Raw genomic sequence first — 25,592 nt, 5'->3', positions numbered from 1 at the left:
CCCGCGTATGGACGCGCTGCTGAGAGACCTGCGGACCGCTCCCGCGCCAGCACTGATGGCCGTGTCGGGGGCAGGCTTCATCAGCCTGGCCATCAGCCCGCCTGCCACGCCCGGCCTGTCGCTGTGCGGCTCGCTGTCCTCGGTCACGCTGGCCGACCTGTCGCCGCTGGTGCTGGACGGGCACACGCTCGGCATCCTCGGTGTGGCGTGGCTGGCCATGGTTCTGGCCATGATGCCGCTGCTGGCACTGCGGCAGGTGCGCCACGCCATGCGATCGAGCGTGGCCCGCCGGCGCCTGCTGGCGGCGGGCCTGCTGCTTGCCGGCTATGCGCTGGTGTGGATGGCGGCCGGGCTGGTCATGGTGCCGCTTGCCGCCCTCTTGCACGCAGCAGCGCATCCCGCGCTCATTCTTGCCTGCATTGCCGTGGCGGTCCTGTGGAATTCATCGCCCGCAGGAACGCGCGCCCACAATGCCTGCCACAGGCTGTACCCCGTGGCCGCCAGCGGCCCCACGGCCAACCGGGACAGCCTGCAGCACGGACTGCGAACCGGCGTGGCATGCGCCACGGCATGCTGGCCGTGGATGCTGGCGCCCTTCGCCTTTCCCGCGGCCTGGCACCTGCCGGCCATGGCTGTTGCAGCGGTTTTGCTCTTTGTGGAGCGCACTGGCCCATCGCTGCGGCCTGCCTGGCGCCTGCCCTATGTCCTGCGGCGCCTTCTGCACGGCAAGCCGCGCACGTCGCTGGGCCGGGCGACAAGACACTGAACCTTGTGGAGGGCGAGCCTCACCCCCGCCCGGCCAGCTCCGCCACCCCTCGCACCAGCGCACGCCCAGCGTCCGTCGCCTTGCCGTAATGCGCCAGCAGTGCCTGCACATCGGCGTCGGGCGCATGGGAGCGCAGGGACAGCAGCACGTAGCCGATATCGACGCCGGCAAGGTGCAATTGCTGCAGCGCCGTGGCGTCGGGGACGAGGGCGCCGGACTCGAATTGCTGCAGGACCTGTTTGGCTTGGCCGGCCTTGCGGGCGAGTTCGGCTTCGCTGAGGTTCAGGCGCTGGCGCTCCTGTTGCAGGCGGGCGGCGAGGGTAGGTTCAGGGCGCTCATGCTGGATGGCGTTCGGGTCAAACGAGCGGAGGCCGGTCAGAACAAATGAAATGTCCAGGCCATGCGCAGAAATCCGTGCAAGAAACTCGGCGCTGACGGTTGCCACGTCACGCTCCCAGTCCTGATAAGTGCGCATTTTGGTGCCGCCCAGCTTGGCCATGTCCGCTTGAGACAGGCCGAGACGCTCGCGCTCTTGACGGAGGCGTTCACCAAAAATTACACGGATTTCTGCATTCATCTTGTTGACGACCACGGATTTCCGTGTGATAGTCGATATACCTTGTAGACCTTGACTCCAAATACTACCTGACCCCTCAGGCGGCTCCTTTGCTGCGCCTGTACGTTGCTCGAAGGAGGTCCATGAAGCACGCTGCCGCGAAACCATCGCGCAAGAAGATCGCCAAGGCGGACCGCGCGCTGTTCCTGCAGGCCGCTGAAGCACTCAAGCAGGCCGCGATGACCGACGAGACGCACCGGCACAGCGGGGAATCCGACCGTCTGCTGCGCATTGCCAGCGATGTGGCACGCCACGCGGCCCAGCCCGGCTCGACGTGCGATCTGCAGAACACGGCGTTTGATGTGGCCGCCTGCATCAATTCGGCGCGGCTGGTGCCCGGCGATGCGGAGTCCGCCCCACGCACTCGCCTGCTGGCAGAAGCGGCCCAGGCGCTGGCGCAGATATCAGAGACGCCGGTGGACGGGATCGTGTTTCCGCGCACCACGCTGCACGAATTGCAAGCCAGGCTGGACACCGGCGCAACGCCATCGCAGTGGCGCGAACTGGCCCGCGAGGCCAACTACGAGGTCCAGCAGTTGGCGCAGGTGCTGATGCAAATGGGCGACCACCAGAACACGGAGAGCCATATCGTGGCGCACGGCATGGCGGCACGCATCTCGCAGTTGTCGGAGATCGTTTACGTGGCGGCCGCCCTGCATGGGGAGCATCGCGATGAATGGGGTTCGCAGACCCTTCGTGACGTGCGCGATGTCTTTGAAGGCGGCATGGGCCGCATCTGCGGCGATCCCCCGGACGGCGCATGACCGATCATGGCCGATGCGCCCGGGCTGCTCGGCTACCATCAGTGCCCCAATCACTGATGCAGTCTCCCGAAAGGCCCTCATGCTGCTGTACGCCGATTCGCAATTCGCCTCTCCCTATGCCATGTCCGTGTTCGTTGCGCTGAAGGTCAAGGAGATTGACTTCGAGCTGCGCACGCTGGACCTTTCGGCGGGGCAGAACACCGGGGCGGACTATGTGGCCGCATCGCTGACGGCACGGGTGCCCACGCTGGTGGATGGCGACTTCAGTCTGTCGGAGTCTTCGGCGATTTGCGAGTACCTGCAGGACCGCTTTGGCGGCGCCCCGCTCTACCCCCAGGATGCGCAAGCGCGCGCCCGTGTGCGCCAGGTCCAGGCCTGGCTGCGCAGCGATCTGATGGCCTTGCGCTCGGAGCGCAGCACCGAGGTGGTGTTCTACCGCCCCACGCCCACGCCGCTGTCGGATGCGGGCCAGGCTGCGGCGCGCAAGCTGTTCTCGGTGGCCGGTGCCTTCATCCGCTCGGAAGATGACCACATTGCCGGCCCATGGTCGATTGCCGATGTGGATCTGGCGCTGATGCTCAACCGCCTGGTGCTCAACGGCGATGCCGTGCCCGCGCCGCTGGCCGCCTATGCGCGCCGGCAGTGGCAGCACCCCGCCGTCCAGCAGTGGCTGGCCCTGCCCCGCCCGCCCCTGGCAGGCTGATCCGAACGGATACGGCAGGCCATGGACAGCCTTCTCTACATGGGCGTGCGGATCACGCCCGCATCACTTCCCAGCGATGCCTCGCCAGGCGCCTGGCTGCCGCGCGCCACCTTGCTGGAGGTGGCCAGCGGCAAGGCCCTGGAGGCCGTCACCGATGACCAGCCCTGCGACACGCAGCCAGAGGCCGATGCCCGCGCTCTGCGGCTGGGCAAGCGCCATGTGATGAAGGTGCTGCATCAAGGCTGAGCGCCCCGCCCCCCCCCGTGCAGCCCGTGCGGCCCGTCATTGGGCCTTGATGCCCTTGTCGTCGATGAGCTTGCGCCAGCGCTGCGTCTCTGCCCCGATGAACCGGCCCAGTTCGACGGGTGTGCCACCTGCCACGTTGGCGCCCATGGCAGAGAGGCGCTCGCGCGTTCTGTCGGCACCCAGCACCTGGTTCACGGCTGCATTGATCTGCTCGATCACGGCCCCAGGCGTGCCGGCCGGGGCCAGCAGCGCAAACCACGAGCTGACGTCAAAGTCCTGGTAGCCCAGCTCCTGCAGCGTGGGGACTTCTGGCAGCACGGGTGAGCGCACGTTGGTGGTGACGGCCAACGGCTTGAACTTGCCCGCGCGGATGTGCGGCAGGGCCGTGGGCACGACATCGAAGAGAAAGTCCAGTTGGCCGCCGAGCAGGTCGGTGATGGCCGGCGCACTGCCCTTATAGGGCACATGGGTGGCCTTGAGGCCGGCGCTCCCCAGAAAGTATTCGCTGACCAGATGGGTGATGTTGCCGTTGCCTGCCGAGCCGTAGTTCAGCGGCGCAGGCGCGGACCTGGCCCATTGCACGAATTGCCGCACATCGCCGACCGGCGACGTGGGACGGGTCACGAGCACGGCCGGGGTCTTGGCCAGCAGCACCACGGGCGCGAGGTCCTTGCCCACGTCGTAGCCCACGGGGCCCAGGCCGGGGTTGATGGTCAACGGGCCCACGGAGCCCAGCAGCAGCACATGGCCATCAGGCACCGCGCGGGCCACGGCCTGTATGCCGATGGCGCCGCCCGCGCCCGGCTTGTTTTCCACCACCACGGGCTGCTGCCAGGCCTCGGACAGGCCCGCGGCCACGGTGCGCGCCACTATGTCCACGGCGCCGCCCGGGGTGAAGGGCACGACGATGGTAACGGTCTTGCCGGGAAAGGCCAGCGCCAGCGCCGGCCCGGCCAGGGCCAATGCCAGGGCGGCACATGCGTGCCAGAGGCGGCGCAGCCCTGCCCCGTGCTGCCGGCCGGTGGAGTGATCTCGGTTCATGGTGTGTCTCCTTGGGTTCTTGCAGAGTTGCGGCCTGCCGCGCCTGCCGCAGCGCCTTGTTCAGAGCAGGCCGGCGCTCACCAATGCCTGGCGCACGCGCTGGCGCTCGGCATCGCCCAGGTCCACCCAGGGCAGGCGCACGCGGCTGCTGGGCAGGCGGCCCAGCAGGACCAGGGCTTCCTTCATGCGGGTGTGCATGTCCAGCATGGGGGCGCTGTAAAAGCAGCTGGACAGGGGATGGATGCTGTCGTTGATGGTGCGCGCCGCGGCCAGGTCGCCTGCCTGCACGGCCTCCCACAGCGCCACATGCAGGTCGGCATGCACGCTGCCCGAGCCAGAGAGGATGCCCTTGCAGCCCAGGGTGAGCGAGGGCATGAGCCAGGCGCTGTGGGTGGTGAGCACGTTCACGGGCCGGGGCAGCGACTGCAGCACGCGGATGTTGCGCTCATGCTCCACGGGGTTGTTGCTGCGGTCCTTGATGGCCTTGACCGAGGGCACTTCCTCGGCCAGCCGCACCAGGGTGTCCAGCGGATGGGCCATGCCGGTGGCGGTTTCGTACTGGAAGACGATCAGCGGCAGGTCGGTGGCATCGGCGATGGCCTTGTAGTTTCCCAGGGTCATCTGCGGCAGCATGGCCGCGCCGCGTGCGAAGACGGCGGGCGGAAAGACCAGCAGGCAGGAGGCGCCGCCGGCCTCGGCCTGGCGGGCGATCTGCGCGGCATCGAGCGGGCCGTGCGCGTAGACGCCATGCATGAGGGGGATGCGGTCGCCGACCTCGTCGGCCATGATGTCCAGCGCGCGGCGCTGTTCGTCCAGCGTCAGGCCTGGCACCTCCTGGGAGACGCCGTTGACGCACAGGGCCGAGATGCCGCGCACGGCGGCAAGGTCGCGCATGTGCCTGCGCAGCGAGGTCTCATCAATGGACAGGTCTTCATTGAAGGGCATGAGCGCCGCCGGGATGACACCTGCGGGGACGTAGCCGGGGAAACGGGCAGCCATGGGGTATTCCTTCCAGTCAAAAGCTTGCAAATCGCGTTTGGACTTTATGAAAATCGCCTTCGGCGCTCCATCCAAATGTTCACACAGTAAAAATGACTACATCGCCCTCCGGCACCGCCAGAGACACAGCAAAGTCACTGGGCAGATCCATTGCGATCCTGAAGGCGCTTTCTGCGCCCAGCCGCCATGGATTTCCACTGAGTGAACTGTCCAGGATGACCGGGCTGCCGCATCCGACCACGCTGCGGCTGCTGCGCCATCTCACCGAGTCGGGCATGGTGGCCTGCAACGTGCAGACCAAGCTCTACCGGCTGGGCCCCCTGGCTTTCGAACTGGGGCTGGCGGCAGCCGAGCATTGCGACATCCGGGGACTGTGCGGTGAATCCATGGACAGATTGCAGGCCGAGACACAGGACACCTGCTATCTGACGCTGCGCAGCGGCTTCGATGCCGTCTGCCTGGACCGGCGCGAGGGCCTGTCGCCCATACGTGTGTTGACACTGGACGTCGGCAGCCGCCGCCCGTTGGGCGTGGGCGCCGCAGGACTGGCGATACTGCTTCGCCTGTCCGATGGGGAGGCCGAGTCGCTGATCCAAGCGGCCGGACCCAGGCTGGCACGCTACAACCGCATGGACATGGACACCATGCGCACGCTTCTGACCGAAAGCCGCGAGCGTGGCTACGCAGTCTGCGGCAACTGGGTGACTCTGGGGGTGACCGCAGTGGCCATGCCACTGTGTACCGCTGATGGCCGGCCGCTGGGTTCGCTCAGCATCTCGGCCGTCAACCATCGCATGCCTAAGGAACGCTGGCCGCAGTTGGCGGCCTTGCTGCGGCAGGAGGCGGACCTTATCCAGCGACGCCTCAACAACCCTACGCCCGCTCAGGGTGTCCGGCTGCCGTGAAGCCGACCGGCCGGCGCGCCCCTCAATCCATCTTCACGGCCACCAGTTTCCACCCCATCAGGCCTTCTCGCCTGAAGATGAAGCCGCCCGGCTCGCCGCGCGGGTGCACGAAGACCTTGGACCAGCCCTGGTACTCCACGGAGTAGTCCTTGCGCGGCGGCCCGCCCTGGGTGTCCACGCCCACGCCTGCGGCGGCCACGTCCGTGGGTTTGCCGGGCTTGCCTTTTTCCAGCATGAGCATGACACCGTCGGGCGAGACCAGCGCCTCGGTGAACTGGCTGACCAGGCCCTGGGCCAGTTGCTGGCCAAAGCCGGCCAGGGGGTTGGAGGCGCCGTCGCCCGAGCCGCCCATCTGGGACTGCAGCCTGGCCATCATCTGGCCCTTGATGCTTTCGCGCAGCGCAGGGAAGTCCACGTAGCCGGACAGGGCCTGGGCGTCGCGGCGCTCCACGGCCTTGCCGATCTGGTGCAGGGCGATGTAGGGCGATGCGTAGAGCAGTCCGGCCGCAGCCACGCAGAGGGCGGCCAGCGCGCGGGCAAGGGTTTTGGGTTTCATGGATCTCTTTCGTGAAGGCAGGCCAGGGGCCTCGCGCAAGCGCGGATGAACGCGCATGAACCGCGCATGCACAGCGCATAAAGGCGGATTCTAGGCGGGCCGTTCGGCGCCGCAGCCACTGCCAGGGCCGTTGCCGCCTGTATTTTTCATAGCGAAACAATAGCGAAGCAATACGCAGAGAACCCCTATCAGGCCAAGGCCAATGCCTGAAAAACTGGTATTGCCTGGCCCATTCGATTCATACTATAGTTTGTAACAAATAGTTTACAAACCAATACAACATGGATCGCCATTGGCCACGCAGGCCATCGGCAAGCCAGCATCGCCGTTTCCGGATGCCTGTGAGCATTTGTGCAGACCGGGCATTTTCCGTTAGTGAAATCTCATTTTCATTACCGATTCCGTTATGAGAGATGCGAGTCATCACGGGGCGGCCTGACAACGCAAGTACCCACCAACCATCCGCAATTCATGCAGAGGACGCAGTATGAATAATTTCAAGTTATCGACTCGCCTGACCGCCTTGATTGGTTTTCTCTCACTGCTCATGATCATGATCGGCGCTTTTGGGCTGTATGGAATCAGCGAGTCCAATCGCCGATTCAAGGTGGTCTATGAAGAGCGCCTGGTCGCACTGGGCCACTTGCTGGAAGTGCAGCGGCTGCTGCTGCGCAACCGCAATGCGGTCTCGGGCGCCATTGCGGTGCACCTGCCCGAGTACACGCAGCAAAAGCAGCAGGAGATACAGATCAACATCGACGATGTGAACAAGGCCTGGGCCTCGTTCCGCCAGACCCGGATGACCGATGAGGAGGCGCAGTTGGCCGACCGTTTCGAGGTCGTGCGCGGCGCATTTTTGCAGGGGTTTCTGAAGCCGGCCCAGCAGGCGCTGCAATCCGGTGACCTGGAGCTGGCCCGGCAGCTGCTGATCGACAAGGACGAGGCGCTGTACGCGCCGCTGCGCGACGTGATCGTGCAGTTGACCGGGCTGCAGACCCGCGTCGCCAAGGAGGAGTACGACGCCGCGCAGTCGCTCTACCAGGTGATTTTTGCGGTGGCCGTGGGCTCCATCATCGCGGGCGTGCTGCTGGGGGTGCTGCTGGGCTGGTCCATCATCCGCAACATGGCACGGTCTCTGCGCCTGGCCATTCACACGGCCGATGCCGTGGCGGCGGGCGACCTGACACGGCACATCGATGTGCGCGGCAAGGACGAGGTGTCCATGCTGCTGCGCGCGCTGCAGACCATGCAGGAGGGGCTGCGCGGCGTGGTGCGCCAGGTGCACCAGGGATCGGTCAGCGTGGCAGCGGCCAGCGGGCAGATCGCGCAGGCCAACCAGGACCTGTCATCACGCACGGAAAGCCAGGCCAGCGCGCTGCAGCAGACGGCCGCCTCCATGGAGCAGCTCAGCTCCACCGTGCGCCAGAACGCCGACAACGCGCAGATGGCCAACCAGCTGGCGCTGGGCGCATCCACCGTGGCCGAGCAGGGCGGCGAGGTCGTGCGGCAGGTGGTGGACACCATGCGCGGCATCAGTGATTCCAGCCGGCAGATCGCCGACATCATCAATGTGATCGACGGCATTGCCTTCCAGACCAATATCCTGGCGCTGAACGCGGCCGTGGAAGCCGCGCGCGCGGGCGAGCAGGGCCGGGGCTTTGCCGTGGTGGCCACCGAGGTGCGCGGCCTGGCCAGCCGCAGTGCCGAGGCCGCCAAGCAGATCAAGCAACTGATCACCGACAGCGCCAGCCGCGTGCACAACGGCAGCGCGCTGGCCGACCAGGCCGGCACGACCATGGCCGAGGTGGTGGACGCCATACGCCGCGTGACGGATCTGATGGGCGAGATCAGCGCCGCCAGTTCCGAGCAAAGCTCGGGCGTGGCCCAGATCGGCCAGGCGGTCACGCAAATGGACCAGGCTACCCAGCAGAACTCGGCACTGGTGGAGGAGATGGCCGCCGCCGCCTCCAGCCTGCGCGGCCAGGCCGGCGACCTGGTGCGCACGGTGGGCGCTTTCAAGCTGGAGGCGGCAAGCGGCCATCAGCATGCCGCCGTGGAACTGCAGCGCAGGCAGCCCATGCTGGCAGCAGGCTGAGACGGCAAGAAAAAAGAGCGCGCGCGAGAAGCAGCGAGGCAGGCCGGAGCAAGGCAGCAACAGGTCTTGGCCGCCGGGCCAGGCCTGCGGCTGGCTCAATGCAGCGCGTTGCCCCTGGCTTCGCGGCTGCGCGCCATCTTGACGCGGTACATGGCCGCATCGGCCTTTTGCAGCGCGTCGTCGGCGTCAATGGAGTCCGGCCGCAGGCAGACCACGCCCACGCTGGCGCCGCCGTAGTCCAGCGTCTTGCCATCGGGCAGATCGACCTGGAAGGCCGAGGCATCCGACAGGCGCTGCTGCAGTTCACGCGCCACGGCATCGGCCTCGCTGCCGAACAAGGGCCCCACGCCGATGAAGACGAACTCGTCCCCGCCAAAGCGCGCCAGCATGTCGGCGCTGCGCAGGTGGGCGGACAGGCGTTCGCCCATGGCACGCAGCAGCGCGTCGCCGACCTCGTGGCCGTGCTCGTCGTTGACGTTCTTGAAGCGGTCCAGGTCGATGAAGCCCACCACCACGCATTCCTGGCTGCGCGCACACCGGGCGATGAGCCGGCCCAGCTCATCGGTGAGGCAGCGCCGGTTGGGCAGGCCGGTCAGCGGGTCCAGCAAGGCCAGCGCCGCCAGCTCCCGGTTGGTCCGGTTCAGGCTGGCGATGAGCTGCTCGCGCTCCACGCGCTCGGCAATCAGGTTGGCGAACAGGCGCAGCATGCCTTCGGCCTCGCTGCTCAGGGCCTGCGAGGACTTGCTGGCCGCGCACAGCGTGCCGTAGAGCTGGCCATCCGAAAAACGCACGGGCGCGCTGGCGTAGGTGCGTATGCCCAGTTCACGCGCGGCCTCGGAGTCTCCCCAGCAGTCGCCCACATCGGGCGTGTACATGCGGCCCTCGTCCAGGGCGCGCTTGCACAGCGTGTCGCCCCAGGGAACGACCAGGCCCTCGGGAATCTGCATCTCGCTGGCGTTGCGCGCGTAGAGCACGCGCTGCTGGCCCTGTTCTTCGTTGATGGTGGTGAGATAGGTGGACTCCAGCTGCGTGCTCTCTTCGAGCATTTGCAGCAGGGGCCGCGTCAACTCTTCCAACGAATGCGCCTGGGTCACGGACTGGGACAGGCGCTGGACAAGGGACTCCATGAAATACCTCTCGAAATAACTACGGATGCAGACTGCCCGCGCGCCTGATGAGGGAATGGCAAGGCAGGCGGGCCGGCACCAATTTGGGGATTGTGACCCGGCCGGACGCAGGCGGGAAGCATTCCCGCCGCGCGCTACACGCCGATAGGCCTGCGCGCCACGCGCCGCTGTCAGCGGCCCGACACAGGCGGCCACATCACCTGCACGCGCAGGCCGCCCAGCGTGGGCGAGCAGTCCAGCAGCAGGCGTGCGCCATGCCGCTCGGCAATGGTCTGCACGATGGCCAGGCCCAGGCCGCTGCCCTGCGCCTGCTGGCCCGCAGAAGTCGCTGAAGGCCCACGCACAAAGCGCCGCAGCACCAGTTCGCGCTCGCTTTCGGCAATGCCGGGGCCCGAGTCCTCGACCACCAGGGCGCGGCCCTGTGCATCGCTGCGCCAGCCGACATCGACGCGGCCGCCTTGCGGAACGTACTTGACGGCGTTGTCCAGCAGGTTGCGCACCAGCATCTGCAAGGACTGTGCGTCGCCCGCCACGGCAAAGGACTGCCGCAGTTGCGGGGACTCGCTCAGGCCCATGTCCAGGCCATGCTGCTGGGCGGCCACGGCCTGGTCTGCCAGGGCCTGCTCCACCACCTCGCGCAGGTCCACGTCGGCAGGTGCGGCCGCGGCAGCGCCGTGCTGGCCCTGCATGCCCTGCAGGCCTGGGGCCGTGCCTTGTACCGTGCCTTGGGCTTCCTGCCGCGCCAATGTCAACAATTGTTCGACGAGCCGTGTGGCCCGGTCTATGCCGGCCGAAAGACGCTGCACGGCCTCGTCATGCGCGGCCACATCGGGCGCCCGCTGCAAGGCCACCAGTTGCAGCTTGAGCGCGGCCAGCGGAGAGCGCAGCTCGTGCGCGGCATCGGCCACGAAGTGCTGCTGCGCCTCAAAGGCCTGGCCCACGCGCTGCAGCAGCGCGTTGAGCTCGGCCACCAGGGGCCGCACCTCGTCGGGCAGGCCCTCGGCAGGCACGGGGGCCAGGTCCTGCGGGCGGCGCGTGGCCAGTTCGCGGCGCACGCGCTGCACGGGCGCCAGCGAACTGCGCACCACCCACCACACGGCCAGCGCCAGCACGGGCGCCAGCAGGGCAATGGGCAGCAGGCTTTGCCAGGCGGCGTCGCGCGCCAGGGTGCGGCGCACGCGCATGTCCTGCGCCACCTGGATCACCTGCGAGCGCGTCTGCAGCGAGAACACGCGGTAGACGGTGCCGCGCGCGGGCACATCGGCAAAGCCCAGCACGGCCATCTGCGGCAATGCCGCACCCAGCGCGGATTCGAAAATGCGCAGGCCTTCGTTGGTCCAGACCTGGACGATAAATTCGTGGTTCTCATCCTCGGGCGGCGTGCCCTGAGGCCTGCCGCGCGCATCCACCGGCAGGCCGGCGCGCAGCGCAAAGGCGGTCTGCTGCATCTGGTAGTCGAACAGGGTGTCGGTCTGCAGCAGCGCATTGCGGTAGGCCAGCAGGCCCTGCAGCAGCGCCGTGAGCACGATGGCCGCGCCCAGGAACAGGAGCAGCCGCGTGCCCAGTGCACCGGGCAGGCGGCTGCGCGCCCGGGCGACAAGGGAGGAAACAAGGGAGGAAGCCGGCGCCTTCATGGCTTGGGCACCATGTAGCCCACGCCGCGCACATTGAGGATCAGCCCCGCGCCCAGCTTCTTGCGCAGGCCGTGGATGTAGACCTCGATGGCGTTGCTGCTGACCTCGTCGCCCCAGCCGTAGAGCTTGTCCTCGATCTGCTGGCGCGACAGCGTGCTGCCCGGGCGTGCCAGCAGCGTCTCCAGCACCGCCCATTCGCGGCCCGAGAGCACCACGTCGCGCCCATCGACGCTGGCCTCGCGCGTGGCGGGGTTCAGCCGCACGCCCTCGCGCTCGTACAGCGGGTCGGACCCGCCAGAGGCACGCCGCGCCAGCGCGCGCAGGCGCGCGAGCAGCTCGTCCAGGTCATAGGGCTTGACCACGTAGTCATCGGCCCCCGCATCCAGCCCGGCAATGCGGTCGCGCACGGCATCGCGCGCCGTGGCCACCAGCACCGGCGTGCGGTCGCGGCGCCCGCGCAGATGGCGCAGCACCTGCAATCCGTCCTGCCCGGGCAGGCCCAGGTCCAGCAGCACCATGTCATAGCCATGGCCGCCACCCGGGCCGGGGCACAGGGCCGCATCGGCCTGCAGGCCGTCACGGACCCAGTCCACCGCATGGCCCTCGCCGCGCAGCAGGGTCTGCACGGCCTCGCCGATCATGGCGTCATCTTCGACAAGCAGTAAGCGCATGGTTGAAGAATAGCTCCCTGCAAGGCTGGCTCAGTTGGCGACTCAGGGGGTGAGCGGCGGCTACACCGCCGCTTCAATCTTAGGCATGGCCATCCGGGCCTTGGTCAAGGCCATGCCCAGGTTGGCCGTGCGCCGGCAGACGAAGACGGCCACGTAGTCGGGCATGAGCTTGCCGCGCAGGAAGACGTGGATGAGGTTGTCGCTGTTGACGATGAGTTCCTGGAAGTAGTGGTGGCCGTCGTCCTTGAGGCCGCGCGACTTCTTGAACAGGCTCTCGATCATCGAGACATTGGGGCCGTTGAACAGGTCGGCCGTGGCAGCGGCCACCAGGTCGATGACTTCGCGCGGATGCGAGTCCACCGTGCGGATGGCCAGCAGCATGCCGGAGGCGGCATCCACGTAGCCGATGGCCAGACACTCGGGCACGGACCCGGCCACCTCGCTCAAAACGTTATCCAGGCTCATTGCAGCTTTCCTTTTTTTGTGAATGGATGTGATCGGTCAGCCCATCTTCAGCAGCAGTGCCACTTCGTACGCGTAGAGCAGGTCCTCCTGGGCCTGGGACTGCACGTACTGGGCGTCGATGAGGCGCACGCGGCGCAGCGCCTCGTCGGCGGTGAGGCCCTCGCGCACCAGCCATGCGGCCAGCACCGTGCCCGTGCGGCCCAGGCCGGCCAGGCAGTGCACGGCCAGCACCTCGCCCGCGCGCAGCATGGCCGACATGCGCGCCAGCAGCATCTGGATCTGGGCCACCGTGGGTGATTCGTGGTCGCGCACCGGCAAGTGCAGGTTGCGCAGGCCGTGCCGCTGCAGCGGCTCTTGCGGCAGGTCGTTTTCGGTCAGCGTGATCAGCACGGTGACACCGCAGCCGCGCAGGGCCTTCAGGTCAAAGTCCATGGACTGCACCACGCCGGGCTGCGGCGCACCGGCCAGCCGGCCCGGCACCAGCCAGGCAAAACCGTTGGGGCCGCGGCTGGCCGGCACGGCCTGCGGGTCGGCGGCCAGCGGCTGCCAGTCCACCAGCACGGCGGGATTGACGGCGCGCGGCCGGGCAGCGGCAGCGGCAGCGGGTGTCGGTGTCGGTGCGGATACCGGCGCAGGCATGGATGCAGGCACGGGCACGGGCTCAGGTGCAAGTGCAGGTGCAGGCATGGGCTCGGATGCAGGCTCGGCGGCCACTGCATCCGACAGAAATTCGGAGATCGCGGCCACGGCCGCTGCAGGCAGCGGAGGAGGCAGGGGCACGCCCTCCTCCAGGTCTTCGGCCCGCGCATCGGGAGAGGCCACGGCACAGCTGCCGGTGCGCAGGAACTGCTGGCCCGCCAGCGACAGCGGCGCACGCTGAAAGGCTTCCATGGATTGCGCCTCGGCGATGCGGCCGCCGGCCAGCAGCAGCATGTCCTGCGCCACGGCCTGTGCGTGCTGCTGGTGGTGCGTGCTCATCAGCACGGCGCTGCGCTGCGCCACCTGGCGCAGCAGTTCCAGCAGCACGAAGGCCTCGTAGCCTTCCAGCTCGGCCGTGGGCTCGTCCACCATCAGCAGCGCCGGCTCGGCCAGCGCCTCGCGCAGGATGGCCACGGCCCGCTGCTGCACGGGGGACAGCTGCAGCGCCGGCTGGTCGAACATCAGCGCAAGCTCGGGAAAGCCGAAGGCCTGCACCTGGGCGCGGCACCAGTCGCGCAGCTCATGCGGCACCAGCTTGAGACGGGGGCGCGCCAGCTCCACGATGGCATCGAAGGTGCTGGCCATCATCAGCCTGGCCTGCTGCTGCACCAGGCGCGGCGCCTGCAGGCCGCTGCGCCATGGCTGGCCCGCATAGCGCGTGCTGCCCCAGCGGCGAAAACGCGGGTTGGCGGCATTGAGATCGGCCAGCGTGCGCAGCAGGGTGGATTTGCCCGATCCCGAAGGCCCCAGCAAAACGGTGACGCCCCGGGCGGGCAGTGCGAAGTCCACCTCAGCCAGGATGACGCGCGCACCGAACGATGCGCCCAAACCCGCCACCTGCAAGCTGTAGTCCTGATTCAAAGCCGTGCCCCTCCTGTGATGCGTTGCGCCCCCAGGGGCCGTATTCCGTGAATCAAGACGGTCAGCGCACGCCTCGATGGGCCGGCAGTCTAAGCGGTTTCCCTTACATCAATCCGTCACAAAAGGAAACATTACTAACGCAAACGGGCGTCATTTCACACGATACAACCATCACATTGGCGTACCGCTCCTTGGACCGCTGGCATTTTTCTCTGGGTTTTCCCAAAGCGATAGCCCCGGCGCATTCACGCCGGGGCCGTGCGATCAATCAAGTGTGTGGATGCTTCTGGTCCCTTACCTCCTTTCACTTACCCGAGACGTACGGGGACAAAGATCCTGTTGCCATCGCGCCAGATCAGCACGGCCACGGTCTTGCCGGCCTTGGCCATGGCGGCGCGCACGGCCTCGACATCACCGGCAGGCGTGCCATTGATGGACAGCAGCACATCGCCCTGGGTGATGCCGGCCTCGGCGGCCGGGCCCGCGGCGTCGGCCACAACCAGGCCGTCCTTCACGCCGATCTGCTGCTTTTCCTCGGGCTGCAGCGGGCGCAGGGCCAGGCCCAGCTTGCCCTTGCCGGCGTCGGGCTTGTCCTTGGCCACCTTGGCGGCCTTGTCGCTGGCATCGCCCAGCACGGCATTCAGGGTACGGGCCTCGCCGTTGCGCCATATCTCCAGCGTGACCTTCTGGCCCGGCAGCGCCTGGCCCACAAAGGCCGGCAGATCGCCCGATCCCACGATGGGCTGGCCATCGATCTTGCGCACCACGTCGCCGGGCTCCAGGCCTGCCTTGGCGGCAGGGCCGCTCTTGTCCACGCTGGACACCAGGGCGCCTTCGGGACGGTCGAGCTTGAAGGAGTCGGCAAAGGCCTGGTTCACCTCCTGCACGGCCACGCCCAGCCGCGCATGCTGCACCTTGCCCGTGGCCACGATCTGCTGCTGCACGCGCGTGGCCACCTCGATGGGAATGGCGAAGGACACGCCCTGGTAGCCGCCCGAGCGCGAGTAGATCTGGCTGTTGATGCCCACCACCTCGCCGCGCGCATTGAACAGCGGGCCGCCCGAGTTGCCGGGGTTGATGGCCACGTCGGTCTGCAGGAAGGGCACGAAGGAGTCGTCAGGCAGGGTGCGGCCCTTGGCGCTGACCACGCCGGCCGTCACGCTGCTCTCGAAACCGAAGGGCGAGCCGATGGCCAGCACCCAGTCGCCCACGCGCAGATCGGCCGTCTTGCCCAGCGAGACGGTGGGCAGGTTCTTCGCCTCGATGCGCAGCACGGCCACGTCGGTCTTGGGATCGGCGCCCAGCACCTTGGCGCTGAACTCACGCCGGTCGGTCAGCTTGACAGTGACTTCCTTGGCGCCGCGCACCACGTGGGCATTGGTCAGGATCAGGCCGTCGCTGGAGACGATGAAGCCCGAGCCTTCGCCGCGCGTGGGCACATCGCGCTGCGGCTGGCCCTGGCCCATGCCCGGCATGCCGGGCACGCCGAAGCGGCGGAAGAATTCAAAGAACGGATCGTTGGGGTCCATGCCCTGCAGGCCCTGACCTTGGCCCTGGCCCTGCCGTGCAGCGGCCTCGTCGCCATCCTCGCCCATGGCGCGCGAGCTGCCGACCACGCTGATGTTGACCACGGCCGCGCCGTTGCGCGCCGTGATGTCGGCAAAGTTGGGCGCCGCCACGGCGGCGGCGGGGGAAGCTGGAGAAGCGGTAGAAGCAGGCTGTGCTGCAGGCGCAAACAGCGACGTGGCGGCACGCGCATCGCCATGCACCACACCAACCAGACCGGCGCCCGTGGCGCCCAGGGCGCCGATGGCACCTGCGGCCACCAGGGCCAGCACCAGACGGCGGGGAGTGGACAGAATCTTGTTCATCGCAGACCTTTCCTCAAAAGCAGCGTTCCTTGCTGCGTTGGGGAGAAGTCTGAAGGGGCAGACTTAGGCGAGGCTTAGAACCCTCGCCGTGCATCTCAGATCAGCGCCAGCACCTTCTCCGGCGGGCGGCACAGCGCCGCGCCCTTGGGGGTGACGACGATGGGGCGGTTGAGCAGCACGGGGTGCTCGGCCACGGCGGCGATGAGCTGCGCATCGCTGACGGATGCATCGCCCAGGCCCAGCTCGGCGAAGACGGCTTCCTTGCTGCGCAGCAGCTCGCGCACGGGCACGCCCAGCCGCCGGACCAGGGCCTGCAGTTGCGCAGCGTCCAGGGGCTGGGCGATGTAGTCGACGATGGTCGGCTCCACGCCGTTGTCGCGCAGCAGGGCCAGCGCGCCGCGCGAGTTGCTGCAGCGGTTGTTGTGGTAGATGGTGATGTCGGTGCGGGGTGCGGTGGTGTTCATGGGCCGCAGTGTAGGCCCATGAAAATGCGCATCAGGCCACGGCTTCCTCGGGATGGGCATCGACCTCGCGGCCGGGCAGCAGCAGGTTCAGCCCCACAGCGACCAGGGCGCCGACGGTGATGCCCGAGCCGAAGACTTCGCGCACGAAGGCAGGCATGCGGGACAGCAGGTCCGGGCGCACCGTGACCGCCAGGCCGCAGCCCAGCGAGACCGCGATGATCAGGCTGGCGCGCCGCGAGTGCTCGGCGCCGCTGAGCATGCGGATGCCGGCCGAAATGATCATGGCAAACATCATCAGCCCCGCGCCGCCGAGCACGGGCTGCGGAATCGTCACCACCAGTGCGCCCAGCACGGGAAAGAGTCCGGCCAGCAGCAGCATGACGCCCGTCAGCATGACCACGTGGCGGCTGGCCACGCCGGTCAGCGAGACCACGCCCACGTTCTGGGCGAAGGTGGACAGCGGAGGGCTGGACATCACGGCGGCGAAGGCCGAGCCCACGCCGTCGCACAGCATGCCGCTGGACAGGCGCTTGCCGTCGATGCGCGTCTGCGTGGCCGCACCCAGGGCCATGAAGGTGCCCGTGGTCTCGACGATGGTCACCAGAAAGGCGATGGACATGGCGACGATGCCGGCCACCGGGAACGTCATGCCGAAGGTCAGCGGCTGCGGGATGGCGAAGACCGCGGCCTCGCTCACCTGGGTGAAGTCGATCAGGCCCAGCGCCAGGCACAGCACATAGCCGCAGGCGATGCCCAGCACCACGGCCGAGGCAGAGACGATGCCCCTGCCCCACTGCACGAAGCCGATCACCAGCACCAGCACGAAGCCGGCGATGGCCAGGTGGCCGATCGCGCCGTAGTCGCTGCGGCCCACGCCGCCCGCAGCCCAGTCCACGGCGACGGGGGTCAGCGACAGGCCGATCATGGTCACGACCACGCTGGTCACGGTGTGCGGAAAGAAGCGGCGGATCACGGGCATGAAGTAGCTGCCCACGATCATCACCAGCGACCCTACCAGCGAGGAGCCCAGGATGCCGGCCACGCCATGCTCCAGCCCCACGCTGATGCCCGCGCCCACGAAGGCGAAGCTTGTGCCCATGACGCAGGGCAGCCGTATGCCCACGGGCCCCACCCCCCTGCACTGGACGATGGTGACCACGCCCGAACCCAGCAGCGCTGCATTCACCAGCGCCACGATCTGGTCGGCCGGCAGCTTGAGCGCCCCGCCGAAGACCAGGGGCACGGCGATGATGCCGCCCAGCGCCGCCAGCAGGTGCTGCAGCGACAGAAGGACCGTGGTGATGAGCATTGGCGGACGGTCTTCCACCTTGTAAAGCAGTTGTTCCATTGTCTTGTCTCCTTGTGTCCTGGCCGTTGGCCTCTTCAGAGGCGCTTGTATGTATGTCGGGGCGGTGGTGCCGGAAAAGGGTGGGGGTCCTGAAAGTGCTGTCCGGGTCTTCGAGCCTCCTGGAGATGCTTCGGGGGAATGGCGCAGCGCGGCAGGCCAGCACCCGCGATGGCCTGGGTGCCGGCCTGCCGCGCTGCAGGGATATGTCAGTGGCCCGCTGCGCGCTCGAACAGCGTGCGGGCCAGTTCGCGGTGGCGTGTCAGCACGCGCGGCAGGTCGGCCGTGAGCAGGTGGCCGTCGCGGACCACGACGCGGCCGTTGATGACGCTGGTGGACACGTCGGTGGGCGTGCAGAACACCAGCGCGGCCACAGGGTCATGGCCTGCGCCCGCGTAGCCCACGCCCGACATGTCGAAGGCCACGAAGTCGGCCGACATGCCCGGCGCCAGCGCGCCGATGTCGTCGCGCCCCAGCACGCGCGCGCCGCCCAGCGTGGCGATCTCCAGCGCCTCGCGCGCGCCCATGGCGGCAGGGCCGTGGCCCACGCGCTGCAGCAGCAGGGCCTGGCGCGCCTCGCCCAGCATGTGGGCGCCGTCGTTGGAGGCGCTGCCGTCCACGCCCAGGCCCACGGGCACGCCCGCATCGCGCATGGTGCGCACGGGTGCAATGCCCGAGGCCAGGCGCATGTTGGAGCACGGGCAATGCGCCACGCCCGTGCCCGTGCGCGCGAACAGCGCAATGCCCTCGGCATCGAGCTTGACGCAGTGGGCATGCCAGACATCGGGGCCGACCCAGCCCAGGCTTTCGGCGTACTGCGCGGGAGTGAGGCCGAATTTCTCGCGCGAGAAGGCGACGTCGTTGTCGTTCTCGGCCAAGTGGGTGTGCAGCGACACGCCGTGCGCACGCGCCAGCACGGCGGACTCGCGCATCAGCTCGCGCGTCACCGAGAACGGCGAGCACGGCGCCAGCACCACGCGCAGCATGGAGTGGCGTGCGCTGTCGTGGTACTGCTGGATCAGGCGCAGGCTGTCGCGCAGGATGGCTTCCTCTTCCTCCACCACCGCGTCGGGCGGCAGGCCGCCCTTGCTGCGGCCCAGGCTCATGGAGCCGCGCGCCGCATGAAAGCGCATGCCCATCTGCTGCGCCGCGGCGATGGAGTCGTCCAGCCGAGCGCCATTCGGATACAGGTACAGGTGGTCGCTGGTGGTGGTGCAGCCCGACAGCATCAGCTCGGCCATGGCGGTCTGGGTGGAGACGTGGATCATCTCCGGCGTGAGGTGCGACCACAGCATGTACAGGTTGGTGAGCCACGAGAACAGCTCCGCATCCTGCGCGGCCGGAACGGCGCGCGTGAGGCTCTGGTACATGTGGTGGTGCGTGTTGACCAGGCCCGGCATGACCACGCGGCCGCGCATGTCCAGCACCTGGGCCGTGCCGTCGTCCACCATGCGGCGGTACTGCGGCGGCAGCTCGGCCGTGGCGCCCACCCATTGCACGGCCGGGCCGTCGGCCACCAGGGCGCCGTCGCGGATCTCGCGGCGCTGCGCATCCATGGTGACGAGTACATCGGCGTTCAGTGCGATCAAGGTCATGGCGTTCTCTTCTTCGAAATGGAAAAGCCGCCAGTCTAGGAAGGACAAGCCATTGCCGATAGCGCTGAATTCCGCCCGATGTGTCCACAAAAAGTGGACAGTGCCAAAGACTCACCGCCCCCCGGCAAACAGCCTTGCCAGCGCCTGGCCGATGGACTGGGCCATCAGCTCCCCCGCCGCGCTCAACTGCCCCCTTGCCCGGCCGGTCAGCACCAGCGTCTGCCGCCGCAGATGCGCATCGCGCAAAGGCACGAAGACCAGGGCATTGCGGCTGCGCTCCTCCATCACGTCCAGCGGATTGAGCAGGGCAATGCCCTCGCCCAGCATGACCAGGCGCTGGATCAGCGCCATGGAGGTGGACTCGGCCACCGGCGTGACCTCGATGGCGTTGCGCGCAAAGGCTTCGTCCAGCAGGCTGCGGATGGACAGCGGCGGCGCGGGCAGGATGAGCGGATGGCCTATGCACTCGCTGAGCAGCACGGACGATTGGCGCGCCAGCGCATGCCGGGGCGGCACGATGGCGCCGATCTGCCATTCGCTGGTGGCCAGCGCGCGCAGCGCGGGGCGTTCGGACAGGTCGTAGGCCAGGCCCAGGTCGGCGTCGCCGCCTTCCACGGCGGCCGCGATGTCGCTCAGGGGCAGGTCGATGATGCGCACCACGATGCCCGGGTGGCGCTGGCGGAATTCATGCACCAGCGAGGGCAGCAGCGAGCCGGCCAGCCCCGTGGTCGCGGCCACGGTGATCTCGCCGCTGCGCGCGCCCTGCAGTTCGGCAATGCGCTCGCGCAGCGCCGCATGCTCGCGCAGCGTGGCGCGCACATGGGCCAGCACCATCTCGCCCGTCGGGGTGAGGCGCAGGCGCTTGTGGATGCGCTCGAACAGGGGCGTGCCCAGCTCGGCCTCCAGGTCGAGGATCTGGCGGTTGACGGCCGTGGGGGCCACGTGCAGATGTTCGGCCGCCTTGCGGATGGAACCGCGGCGGACCACTTCGTCGAGATAGCGCAGGACTCTGGCGTGCATGGCGCGAGCGTAGCGGGGTTTGCCGGGCCGCGCTTTGCAGCACCCGGCAGCGCAGGCTCAGCGGGCCGTGCCCGGGCGCTCGGCGCGCAGCGTGCGGCTGAGCATGATCACGGGGATCAGGCCCACCAGCACCAGGGCCAGCGACGGCAGGGCGGCCTCGCCCAGGCGTTCGTCGCGCGCGAGCTGGTAGGCCACGACGGCCAGGGTGTCGCTGTTGAAGGGGCGCAGCACCATGGTGGCGGGCAGCTCCTTCATCACATCGACGAAGACCAGCAGCGCCGCCGCCGCCGTGGAGCGCCTGAGCAGCGGCCAGTGCACGCGCGACAGCATGCCCCAGGCGCCCGTGCCCAGCATGCGGGCCGAGTCGTCCAGGCTGGGCGCGATGCGCGCATAGCCGCTTTGCATGGACTGCAGGGCCACGGCGCAAAAGCGCACCAGGTAGGCCCAGACAATGCCCACGGCGGTGGCCGTGACCAGGCCGGCAAAGCCCCATTCGGGCCGCACCTGCTGCACCCAGCCCACGGGCAGCAGCAGGCCGACGACGACGACGGCGCCCGGCACCGCATAGCCCAGGCTGGCCAGTTGCACCACGCCGCGCGTGACGGCCGACTCCTTGTGGCGGCGCACGGCAAACGCCAGGGCCACGGCGATGATGACGGCCAGCACCGAGGTGATGGTGCCCAGGCGCACGCTGTTGAGCGCCCAGTCGAGGAAGCGGTCCCAGGGCAGCACCGACCAGTCGGCCGCCAGCGGGCGCAGCATGAAGAACACGGGCGCGACAAAGCCCATGAGCACGGGCAGCAGGCACACCAGCCAGGCCAGCGCGCAGCGCCAGCCGCGCAGGCGCAGCGGCTGCGCCTCGGCCGAGCTGGCGCGGCCCGTGCTGCCGGTGACGAAGCGCATGCGCCGCTGGGCGCGCAGCTCCAGCTGCAGCAGCAGCACGACCAGCACCAGCAGGAAGGTGGCCAGCTGCGCGGCTGCAATGCGGTTGTCCATGGACAGCCAGGCCTTGTAGATGCCCGTGGTGAAGGTCTGTATGCCGAAGTAGCTGACCACGCCGAAGTCGGCCAGCGTCTCCATCACCACCAGGGCCACGCCAGCGGCCACGGCCGGGCGCGCCAGCGGCAGCGCCACCGACCAGATGCGCCGCGACAGCGGCGCGCCCATCAGGCGCGCGGCCTCCATCAGGTGCGCGGCGCGCTCGCCCAGCGCCGTGCGCGCCAGCAGGTAGACATACGGGTAGAGCGAGAAGATGAAGACCCAGACCGCGCCGCCGAGGCTGCGCACCTCGGGCAGGAGACGGCCTTCCAGGCCATAGGTGTCGCGCATCCAGGTCTGCAGCGGACCGCTGAACTGCAGGAAGTCGGTATAGGCATAGGCCGTGACATAGGCCGGCATGGCCAGCGGCAGCAGCAGCAGCCATTCGAGCTGGCGCCGGCCCCGGAAGTCGAACAGCGTCACGGCCGCCGCCGTGCCCGTGCCCACGATGGCCGCGCCCAGCGCCACCAGCAGGCCCAGCCAGACCGTGGTCCACAGGTAGCCGGGCAGCACGGTGGCCGCCATCTCGCGCAGGATGGAGCCGGCCAGGGCATCGCCCTGCCCCACGGGCAGCCAGGAGCCGAGCACGGCCAGCACGGGCAGCATCAGCACCAGGGCCAGCAGGAGCAGGGGAAGGGAGCGGAGTACGGACGACAGACGGCGCAAAGCGGAGGTCTCGGCTAGAGGATGAGGGGGAGGATCTGGCTGCCGGGCTATGGAACGGGCCGGGATCTGCGGCTGCCGCCGGCCTGTGGGCCGATGTGCCGCCGAGACCGGACGTGCCTGCAGGCTGCTGGAGTCGGCGGGCTCCGGGCATGCCCCTGGCCCGCCAATGCAAATGCGAATTCTATTCATTTGCGCGGTTCTACAATCGCCGCATGTTTTTGACCGTCTCCCAACTCGAGGTGCGCTACCCGGGCCGCGACAGGCCCGCCGTGCAGGGCGTCACGCTGAATCTGGCCGCTGGCGACATCGGCGTGCTCATCGGCCCCTCGGGCTGCGGCAAGACCACGCTGCTGCGTGCCGTGGCGGGCCTGGAGCCCGTGAGCGGCGGCGAGATCCGCATCGACGGCCAGCTCGTGGGCAGCGCGGATTTCTCGCTCCCTCCCGAGCAGCGGCGCATCGGCATGGTGTTCCAGGACTATGCGCTGTTCCCCCATCTGAACGTGGGCCGCAACGTGGCCTTCGGCATCCACCATCTTCCCAAGGCACGCCAGGCCGAGCGCGTGGCCGAGGTGCTGGAGCTGGTGGGCCTGGCCGGCAGTGCAGGGAGGTTTCCGCACGAGCTGTCGGGCGGCCAGCAGCAGCGCGTGGCGCTGGCCCGCGCGCTGGCGCCCAGCCCGCAGCTGATGCTGCTGGACGAGCCCTTCTCCAACCTCGACGTGGACCTGCGCGAGCGCCTGGCGCATGAGGTGCGCGGCATCCTCAAGGCCGCAGGCGCCACGGCCCTGTTCGTCACGCACGACCAGCTGGAGGCCTTTGCCATTGGCGACATGATCGGCGTGGTCCACCAGGGGCAGCTGCAGCAGTGGGACGATGCCTATTCGCTGTACCACCGCCCTGCCACGCGCTTCGTGGCGGACTTCATCGGCCACGGCGTCTTCGTGCCGGCCACGCTGGCGCAGTCGGGGGCCGGCGGCGTGGTGGCGCGCACGGCGCTGGGCGATCTGGTCGATCCGGCCACCTGCCCGCTGCCTGCGCAGTTTCCGGGGGGCGAATGCGATGTGCTGCTGCGCGCCGACGATGTGGTGCACGACGATGCCTCGCCCGTGCAGGCACGCATCCTGCGCAAGGCGTTTCGCGGCTCGGAGTTCCTCTACACGCTGGAGCTGGCCAGCGGCCACAGCGTGATGGCCCATGTGCCCAGCCACCACGACCATGCCGTGGGCGAGTGGGTGGGAATCCGGCTCGACATGAATCACGTGGTCGCCTTCCCGCGAGAAACACAGGGCGCCCCGCAGTCCGCTGCAGCCTGAACCAGCGGCGTCCGCCGCGCCGTCCGGGCTTTGTCATTCGACGGTCACGGGTGGAACCCAGAATCAGTCACATCTTGTGACAATTCAAGGCCACCCCATGTTTGCTCTGGACCCCTCCTCCACGCAGCACCCTGCAGCGGATCAGCTACCTGACCCTGCACCCGTTCCCGCGCTGGCCCCGGCGCCCGCCGCGCCGCGCCTTGTGGCCCGTGCAGGCCAGCTCAGCCAGCCCACGGCACCGATCCCCCCCGAGGCCAGCAACGAGGATGTGCACCGGCTGTTCAGCGAGCAGCCCCTGCTCGAAACCCTGGCCGTGGTGGCCGATGACCGGCCGCTGGGCCTGATCAACCGCCAGCGCTTCATGGAGCAGTACGCGCGGCCCTTTGCGCGCGACGTGTTCGGCCGCCGCAGCTGCCTGGTATTCACCGACACTGCGCCCATGGTGGTGGCGGCCGGCCTGCCCATCGACCAGCTGGTGCAGCAGGCGCTGGCCAGCGGCAGCCGCGTGCTCAAGGACGGCTTCATCACCGTGGAGGAAGGCCGCTACGCAGGCATAGGCACGGGCCACGCGCTGATGGCCGCCATGTCCGACATCGAGGCCGACAAGACGCGCCAGCTCATGGCCAGCATCGACTACGCCAGCCTGATCCAGCGCTCGCACCTGGTCGAATCCGACCGCGTGCTCGCCAGCCAGCTGGCCGACCACGGCCTGCTGTGGGAGCCGCGCGACGTGGTGGGCGGCGATGCGTATTTCTTCCGCGCCACACCGCAGGGCCTGCTGGGCTGCATGTTCGACTGCACGGGCCACGGCGTGCCGGGCGCCTTCATGACGCTGATTGCGCTGTCCTTTCTCGAACAGGCCGTGGCGCCTGCAGGTATCGGCACCGGCACCGGCGCCGTCATCGACCCCGGCGCCCTGCTGGGCCAGATGAACCGCTACATCAAGCGCGTGCTGCAGCAGCGCAGCCGCGACGTCCAGCCCGCCTGGGGCGCACCGGCAGCGCCCGCCGATGGCCTGCCCGCCGAAAAATCCTCCAGCGACGGCCTGGACGCCGCGCTGTTCCTGCAGTCGCCCTGCGGCACGCAACTGCGCTTTGCCTCGGCCCGGCTGGACCTGCTGGTGGCGCCGCCCGGCGCGCAGGAGGCGGCCCAGGTGCAGATCCATGCCGGCGACAAGCTGGGCATAGGCTATGCGACCACGCCCGACGACGCGGCCTGGAGCACGCAGGAGCTGGAGGTCGCGCCCGGCTCGCTGCTGATGGTGGCCACCGATGGCGTCATCGACCAATTGGGCGGCCCGCGCCAGATCGCCCACGGCAGAAAGCGCCTGGCGCGCTTCCTGCACGAGCAGCACGACCGCCCCGCCGCCCAGGCATGCGCCGAATTCCGGCAGGCCTTTGCCCAGTGGCAGGGCACGCAGCGCCGCCGCGACGATGTCTCGCTGCTGGTGTGGCGCAACCAGGCCCTGCAGCCATGAGCCCGTCCGAATTCGCGCACCTGCGCGCCCAGGCCGAGCACAACGGCCTGCTGCTGTACTACGCGGGCACCTTCAACCCCAACGTGATCCAGGCGGCGGCCGACACGCTCAAGTGCCGGCTGGCCAGCGAGGACGGATCCAGCAGCGCCAAGCGCAAGCTGTTTTCCACCTTCATCGAAATGGCGCAGAACGTGCTGCACTACGCGGCGCCGCTGCCTGCCTCTGACGCCGGAGCCAGCCAGGCACTCGGCGAACCCGTGGCGCAGGGCGCCATCGGCGTGGGCCGCATCGATGCACCGGCCGGTGCCCCGGACGCGGAGGCCGATCAGGCACAGGCGCGCTTCTGGATTGCCTGCAGCAACGCCGTGCGCCGCGAACATGTGCCGCGCCTGGCCGCCAAGCTGGATGCCGTGCGCGCCATGAGCCACCCCGAAATCAAGGCCGCCTACAAGGCCCAGCTGCACAACACCGACCACGGCGCCAGCGATGACATCAGCCGCGGCGCGGGCCTGGGCTGGCTGACCATTGCGCGCGACGCCTCGGCACCGCTGCAGTACCACATCGCCACGGGAGAGGACGCCGCAGATACCGCGCCCCATGCCGTGTTCCACGTCAAGGCGCTGATCTGAGCGCCGGGACCCCTTCCCGAATCCGAATG

General features: G+C 68.6%; 24 protein-coding genes. 9 read left to right on the top strand and 15 right to left on the bottom strand.

All coding sequences use genetic code 11. From position 1 onward, the window contains the following. Positions 1–7 precede the first annotated feature (7 nt). Positions 8–766 (top strand): copper chaperone, encoded by a 759-nt coding sequence (locus tag DACI_RS08075; RefSeq protein ID WP_012203538.1) that lies wholly within the window; start codon positions 8–10, stop codon positions 764–766. Between the two features lie 19 nt (positions 767–785). On the opposite strand, the gene DACI_RS08070 is transcribed toward DACI_RS08075, so the two are convergent. Beyond that, positions 786–1,358: a helix-turn-helix domain-containing protein gene (locus DACI_RS08070; RefSeq protein ID WP_225971056.1), complete on the bottom strand. Its 573-nt coding sequence runs from the start codon at positions 1,356–1,358 to the stop codon at positions 786–788. A gap of 107 nt (positions 1,359–1,465) precedes the next feature. On the opposite strand from DACI_RS08070, the gene DACI_RS08065 reads away from it, so the two are divergent. The 3 genes from DACI_RS08065 to DACI_RS08055 all read left to right on the top strand — a co-directional run bounded on the left by DACI_RS08065 (position 1,466) and on the right by DACI_RS08055 (position 3,095). Next, positions 1,466–2,146 carry a hypothetical protein gene (locus DACI_RS08065; protein ID WP_012203536.1) on the top strand — a complete coding sequence of 227 codons (681 nt, stop codon included), beginning with the start codon at positions 1,466–1,468 and terminating at the stop codon, positions 2,144–2,146. 79 nt (positions 2,147–2,225) lie between these two features. Then, positions 2,226–2,849 carry a glutathione transferase gene (gene yfcF, locus DACI_RS08060; RefSeq protein WP_043780904.1) on the top strand — a complete coding sequence of 208 codons (624 nt, stop codon included), beginning with the start codon at positions 2,226–2,228 and terminating at the stop codon, positions 2,847–2,849. Positions 2,850–2,870: 21 nt separating this feature from the next. Next, positions 2,871–3,095, top strand: coding sequence for a hypothetical protein (locus tag DACI_RS08055; protein ID WP_012203534.1), 225 nt, complete (start codon positions 2,871–2,873; stop codon positions 3,093–3,095). Positions 3,096–3,131: 36 nt separating this feature from the next. Here the strand turns inward: DACI_RS08055 and DACI_RS08050 are convergent, their stop codons facing one another. Both DACI_RS08050 and DACI_RS08045 read right to left on the bottom strand, forming a co-directional pair. After that, positions 3,132–4,136, bottom strand: coding sequence for a Bug family tripartite tricarboxylate transporter substrate binding protein (locus tag DACI_RS08050; protein ID WP_012203533.1), 1,005 nt, complete (start codon positions 4,134–4,136; stop codon positions 3,132–3,134). 60 nt (positions 4,137–4,196) lie between these two features. Then, entirely contained in the window at positions 4,197–5,135 is a 939-nt protein-coding gene (locus DACI_RS08045; RefSeq protein ID WP_043780901.1) for a dihydrodipicolinate synthase family protein, read from the bottom strand. A 92-nt stretch (positions 5,136–5,227) separates the two neighbouring features. On the opposite strand from DACI_RS08045, the gene DACI_RS08040 reads away from it, so the two are divergent. Next, entirely contained in the window at positions 5,228–6,040 is an 813-nt protein-coding gene (locus DACI_RS08040; RefSeq protein WP_012203531.1) for an IclR family transcriptional regulator, read from the top strand. Between the two features lie 22 nt (positions 6,041–6,062). On the opposite strand, the gene DACI_RS08035 is transcribed toward DACI_RS08040, so the two are convergent. Next, on the bottom strand, positions 6,063–6,596 hold the full coding sequence (locus DACI_RS08035; RefSeq protein ID WP_043780899.1) for a DUF2939 domain-containing protein: 534 nt from the start codon (positions 6,594–6,596) through the stop codon (positions 6,063–6,065). A gap of 487 nt (positions 6,597–7,083) precedes the next feature. On the opposite strand from DACI_RS08035, the gene DACI_RS08030 reads away from it, so the two are divergent. Continuing rightward, a complete protein-coding gene (locus DACI_RS08030) occupies positions 7,084–8,691 on the top strand; it encodes a methyl-accepting chemotaxis protein (RefSeq protein WP_012203529.1) in 1,608 nt (535 codons plus the stop codon). Between the two features lie 95 nt (positions 8,692–8,786). Here the strand turns inward: DACI_RS08030 and DACI_RS08025 are convergent, their stop codons facing one another. The 11 genes from DACI_RS08025 to DACI_RS07975 form a co-directional block, all read right to left on the bottom strand. Continuing rightward, entirely contained in the window at positions 8,787–9,818 is a 1,032-nt protein-coding gene (locus DACI_RS08025; protein WP_012203528.1) for a GGDEF domain-containing protein, read from the bottom strand. A gap of 170 nt (positions 9,819–9,988) precedes the next feature. Continuing rightward, positions 9,989–11,452: an ATP-binding protein gene (locus tag DACI_RS08020; protein WP_012203527.1), complete on the bottom strand. Its 1,464-nt coding sequence runs from the start codon at positions 11,450–11,452 to the stop codon at positions 9,989–9,991. After that, entirely contained in the window at positions 11,449–12,123 is a 675-nt protein-coding gene (locus tag DACI_RS08015) for a response regulator (protein ID WP_012203526.1), read from the bottom strand. Before DACI_RS08015 ends, DACI_RS08020 begins: the two co-directional genes overlap by 4 nt. A gap of 60 nt (positions 12,124–12,183) precedes the next feature. After that, complete coding sequence (locus DACI_RS08010; protein ID WP_012203525.1) at positions 12,184–12,588, bottom strand: hypothetical protein; 405 nt, start codon at positions 12,586–12,588, stop codon at positions 12,184–12,186. A gap of 36 nt (positions 12,589–12,624) precedes the next feature. Continuing rightward, positions 12,625–14,148: a phosphatase domain-containing putative toxin gene (locus DACI_RS08005; RefSeq protein WP_012203524.1), complete on the bottom strand. Its 1,524-nt coding sequence runs from the start codon at positions 14,146–14,148 to the stop codon at positions 12,625–12,627. A gap of 308 nt (positions 14,149–14,456) precedes the next feature. Beyond that, positions 14,457–16,019 (bottom strand): Do family serine endopeptidase, encoded by a 1,563-nt coding sequence (locus tag DACI_RS08000; RefSeq protein WP_012203523.1) that lies wholly within the window; start codon positions 16,017–16,019, stop codon positions 14,457–14,459. Between the two features lie 95 nt (positions 16,020–16,114). Beyond that, positions 16,115–16,483: an arsenate reductase (glutaredoxin) gene (gene arsC, locus DACI_RS07995; RefSeq protein WP_043780895.1), complete on the bottom strand. Its 369-nt coding sequence runs from the start codon at positions 16,481–16,483 to the stop codon at positions 16,115–16,117. Positions 16,484–16,514: 31 nt separating this feature from the next. Continuing rightward, positions 16,515–17,831: a nucleobase:cation symporter-2 family protein gene (locus DACI_RS07990; RefSeq protein ID WP_012203521.1), complete on the bottom strand. Its 1,317-nt coding sequence runs from the start codon at positions 17,829–17,831 to the stop codon at positions 16,515–16,517. Positions 17,832–18,037: 206 nt separating this feature from the next. Continuing rightward, positions 18,038–19,423 (bottom strand): 8-oxoguanine deaminase, encoded by a 1,386-nt coding sequence (locus DACI_RS07985; protein ID WP_012203520.1) that lies wholly within the window; start codon positions 19,421–19,423, stop codon positions 18,038–18,040. Positions 19,424–19,534: 111 nt separating this feature from the next. After that, on the bottom strand, positions 19,535–20,443 hold the full coding sequence (locus DACI_RS07980; protein ID WP_012203519.1) for a LysR family transcriptional regulator: 909 nt from the start codon (positions 20,441–20,443) through the stop codon (positions 19,535–19,537). Between the two features lie 57 nt (positions 20,444–20,500). Further along, on the bottom strand, positions 20,501–22,147 hold the full coding sequence (locus tag DACI_RS07975; protein ID WP_012203518.1) for an ABC transporter permease: 1,647 nt from the start codon (positions 22,145–22,147) through the stop codon (positions 20,501–20,503). A 212-nt stretch (positions 22,148–22,359) separates the two neighbouring features. Between DACI_RS07975 and DACI_RS07970 the strand changes: the two genes are divergently transcribed. From DACI_RS07970 to DACI_RS07960, 3 genes are all read left to right on the top strand, one after another. Next, positions 22,360–23,457 carry an ABC transporter ATP-binding protein gene (locus DACI_RS07970; RefSeq protein ID WP_043783243.1) on the top strand — a complete coding sequence of 366 codons (1,098 nt, stop codon included), beginning with the start codon at positions 22,360–22,362 and terminating at the stop codon, positions 23,455–23,457. Between the two features lie 97 nt (positions 23,458–23,554). Continuing rightward, a complete protein-coding gene (locus DACI_RS07965; protein ID WP_012203516.1) occupies positions 23,555–24,934 on the top strand; it encodes a SpoIIE family protein phosphatase in 1,380 nt (459 codons plus the stop codon). Then, entirely contained in the window at positions 24,931–25,563 is a 633-nt protein-coding gene (locus DACI_RS07960; protein WP_012203515.1) for a DUF6272 family protein, read from the top strand. Before DACI_RS07965 ends, DACI_RS07960 begins: the two co-directional genes overlap by 4 nt. Positions 25,564–25,592: the final 29 nt, after the last annotated feature.

Origin of the sequence: Delftia acidovorans SPH-1 (assembly GCF_000018665.1) — a bacterium.
Classification (GTDB): domain Bacteria; phylum Pseudomonadota; class Gammaproteobacteria; order Burkholderiales; family Burkholderiaceae_C; genus Comamonas; species Comamonas acidovorans.
The sequence above is the reverse complement of the archived record's forward strand: the minus strand, read 5'-3'. Positions and strand labels throughout refer to the sequence as shown.

Coding starts and splice junctions, on each gene's coding strand:
- DACI_RS07985 (WP_012203520.1), bottom strand. CDS start 19,423: ATGACCTTGATCGCACTGAACGCCGATGTACTCGTCACCATGGATGCG.
- DACI_RS08030 (WP_012203529.1), top strand. CDS start 7,084: ATGAATAATTTCAAGTTATCGACTCGCCTGACCGCCTTGATTGGTTTT.
- DACI_RS07960 (WP_012203515.1), top strand. CDS start 24,931: ATGAGCCCGTCCGAATTCGCGCACCTGCGCGCCCAGGCCGAGCACAAC.
- DACI_RS07965 (WP_012203516.1), top strand. CDS start 23,555: ATGTTTGCTCTGGACCCCTCCTCCACGCAGCACCCTGCAGCGGATCAG.
- DACI_RS07970 (WP_043783243.1), top strand. CDS start 22,360: ATGTTTTTGACCGTCTCCCAACTCGAGGTGCGCTACCCGGGCCGCGAC.
- DACI_RS08025 (WP_012203528.1), bottom strand. CDS start 9,818: ATGGAGTCCCTTGTCCAGCGCCTGTCCCAGTCCGTGACCCAGGCGCAT.
- DACI_RS08020 (WP_012203527.1), bottom strand. CDS start 11,452: ATGAAGGCGCCGGCTTCCTCCCTTGTTTCCTCCCTTGTCGCCCGGGCG.
- DACI_RS08015 (WP_012203526.1), bottom strand. CDS start 12,123: ATGCGCTTACTGCTTGTCGAAGATGACGCCATGATCGGCGAGGCCGTG.
- yfcF (WP_043780904.1), top strand. CDS start 2,226: ATGCTGCTGTACGCCGATTCGCAATTCGCCTCTCCCTATGCCATGTCC.
- DACI_RS08065 (WP_012203536.1), top strand. CDS start 1,466: ATGAAGCACGCTGCCGCGAAACCATCGCGCAAGAAGATCGCCAAGGCG.
- DACI_RS08055 (WP_012203534.1), top strand. CDS start 2,871: ATGGACAGCCTTCTCTACATGGGCGTGCGGATCACGCCCGCATCACTT.
- DACI_RS08075 (WP_012203538.1), top strand. CDS start 8: ATGGACGCGCTGCTGAGAGACCTGCGGACCGCTCCCGCGCCAGCACTG.
- DACI_RS07980 (WP_012203519.1), bottom strand. CDS start 20,443: ATGCACGCCAGAGTCCTGCGCTATCTCGACGAAGTGGTCCGCCGCGGT.
- DACI_RS07990 (WP_012203521.1), bottom strand. CDS start 17,831: ATGGAACAACTGCTTTACAAGGTGGAAGACCGTCCGCCAATGCTCATC.
- DACI_RS08040 (WP_012203531.1), top strand. CDS start 5,228: ATGACTACATCGCCCTCCGGCACCGCCAGAGACACAGCAAAGTCACTG.
- DACI_RS08045 (WP_043780901.1), bottom strand. CDS start 5,135: ATGGCTGCCCGTTTCCCCGGCTACGTCCCCGCAGGTGTCATCCCGGCG.
- arsC (WP_043780895.1), bottom strand. CDS start 16,483: ATGAACACCACCGCACCCCGCACCGACATCACCATCTACCACAACAAC.
- DACI_RS08035 (WP_043780899.1), bottom strand. CDS start 6,596: ATGAAACCCAAAACCCTTGCCCGCGCGCTGGCCGCCCTCTGCGTGGCT.
- DACI_RS08000 (WP_012203523.1), bottom strand. CDS start 16,019: ATGAACAAGATTCTGTCCACTCCCCGCCGTCTGGTGCTGGCCCTGGTG.
- DACI_RS08010 (WP_012203525.1), bottom strand. CDS start 12,588: ATGAGCCTGGATAACGTTTTGAGCGAGGTGGCCGGGTCCGTGCCCGAG.
- DACI_RS08050 (WP_012203533.1), bottom strand. CDS start 4,136: ATGAACCGAGATCACTCCACCGGCCGGCAGCACGGGGCAGGGCTGCGC.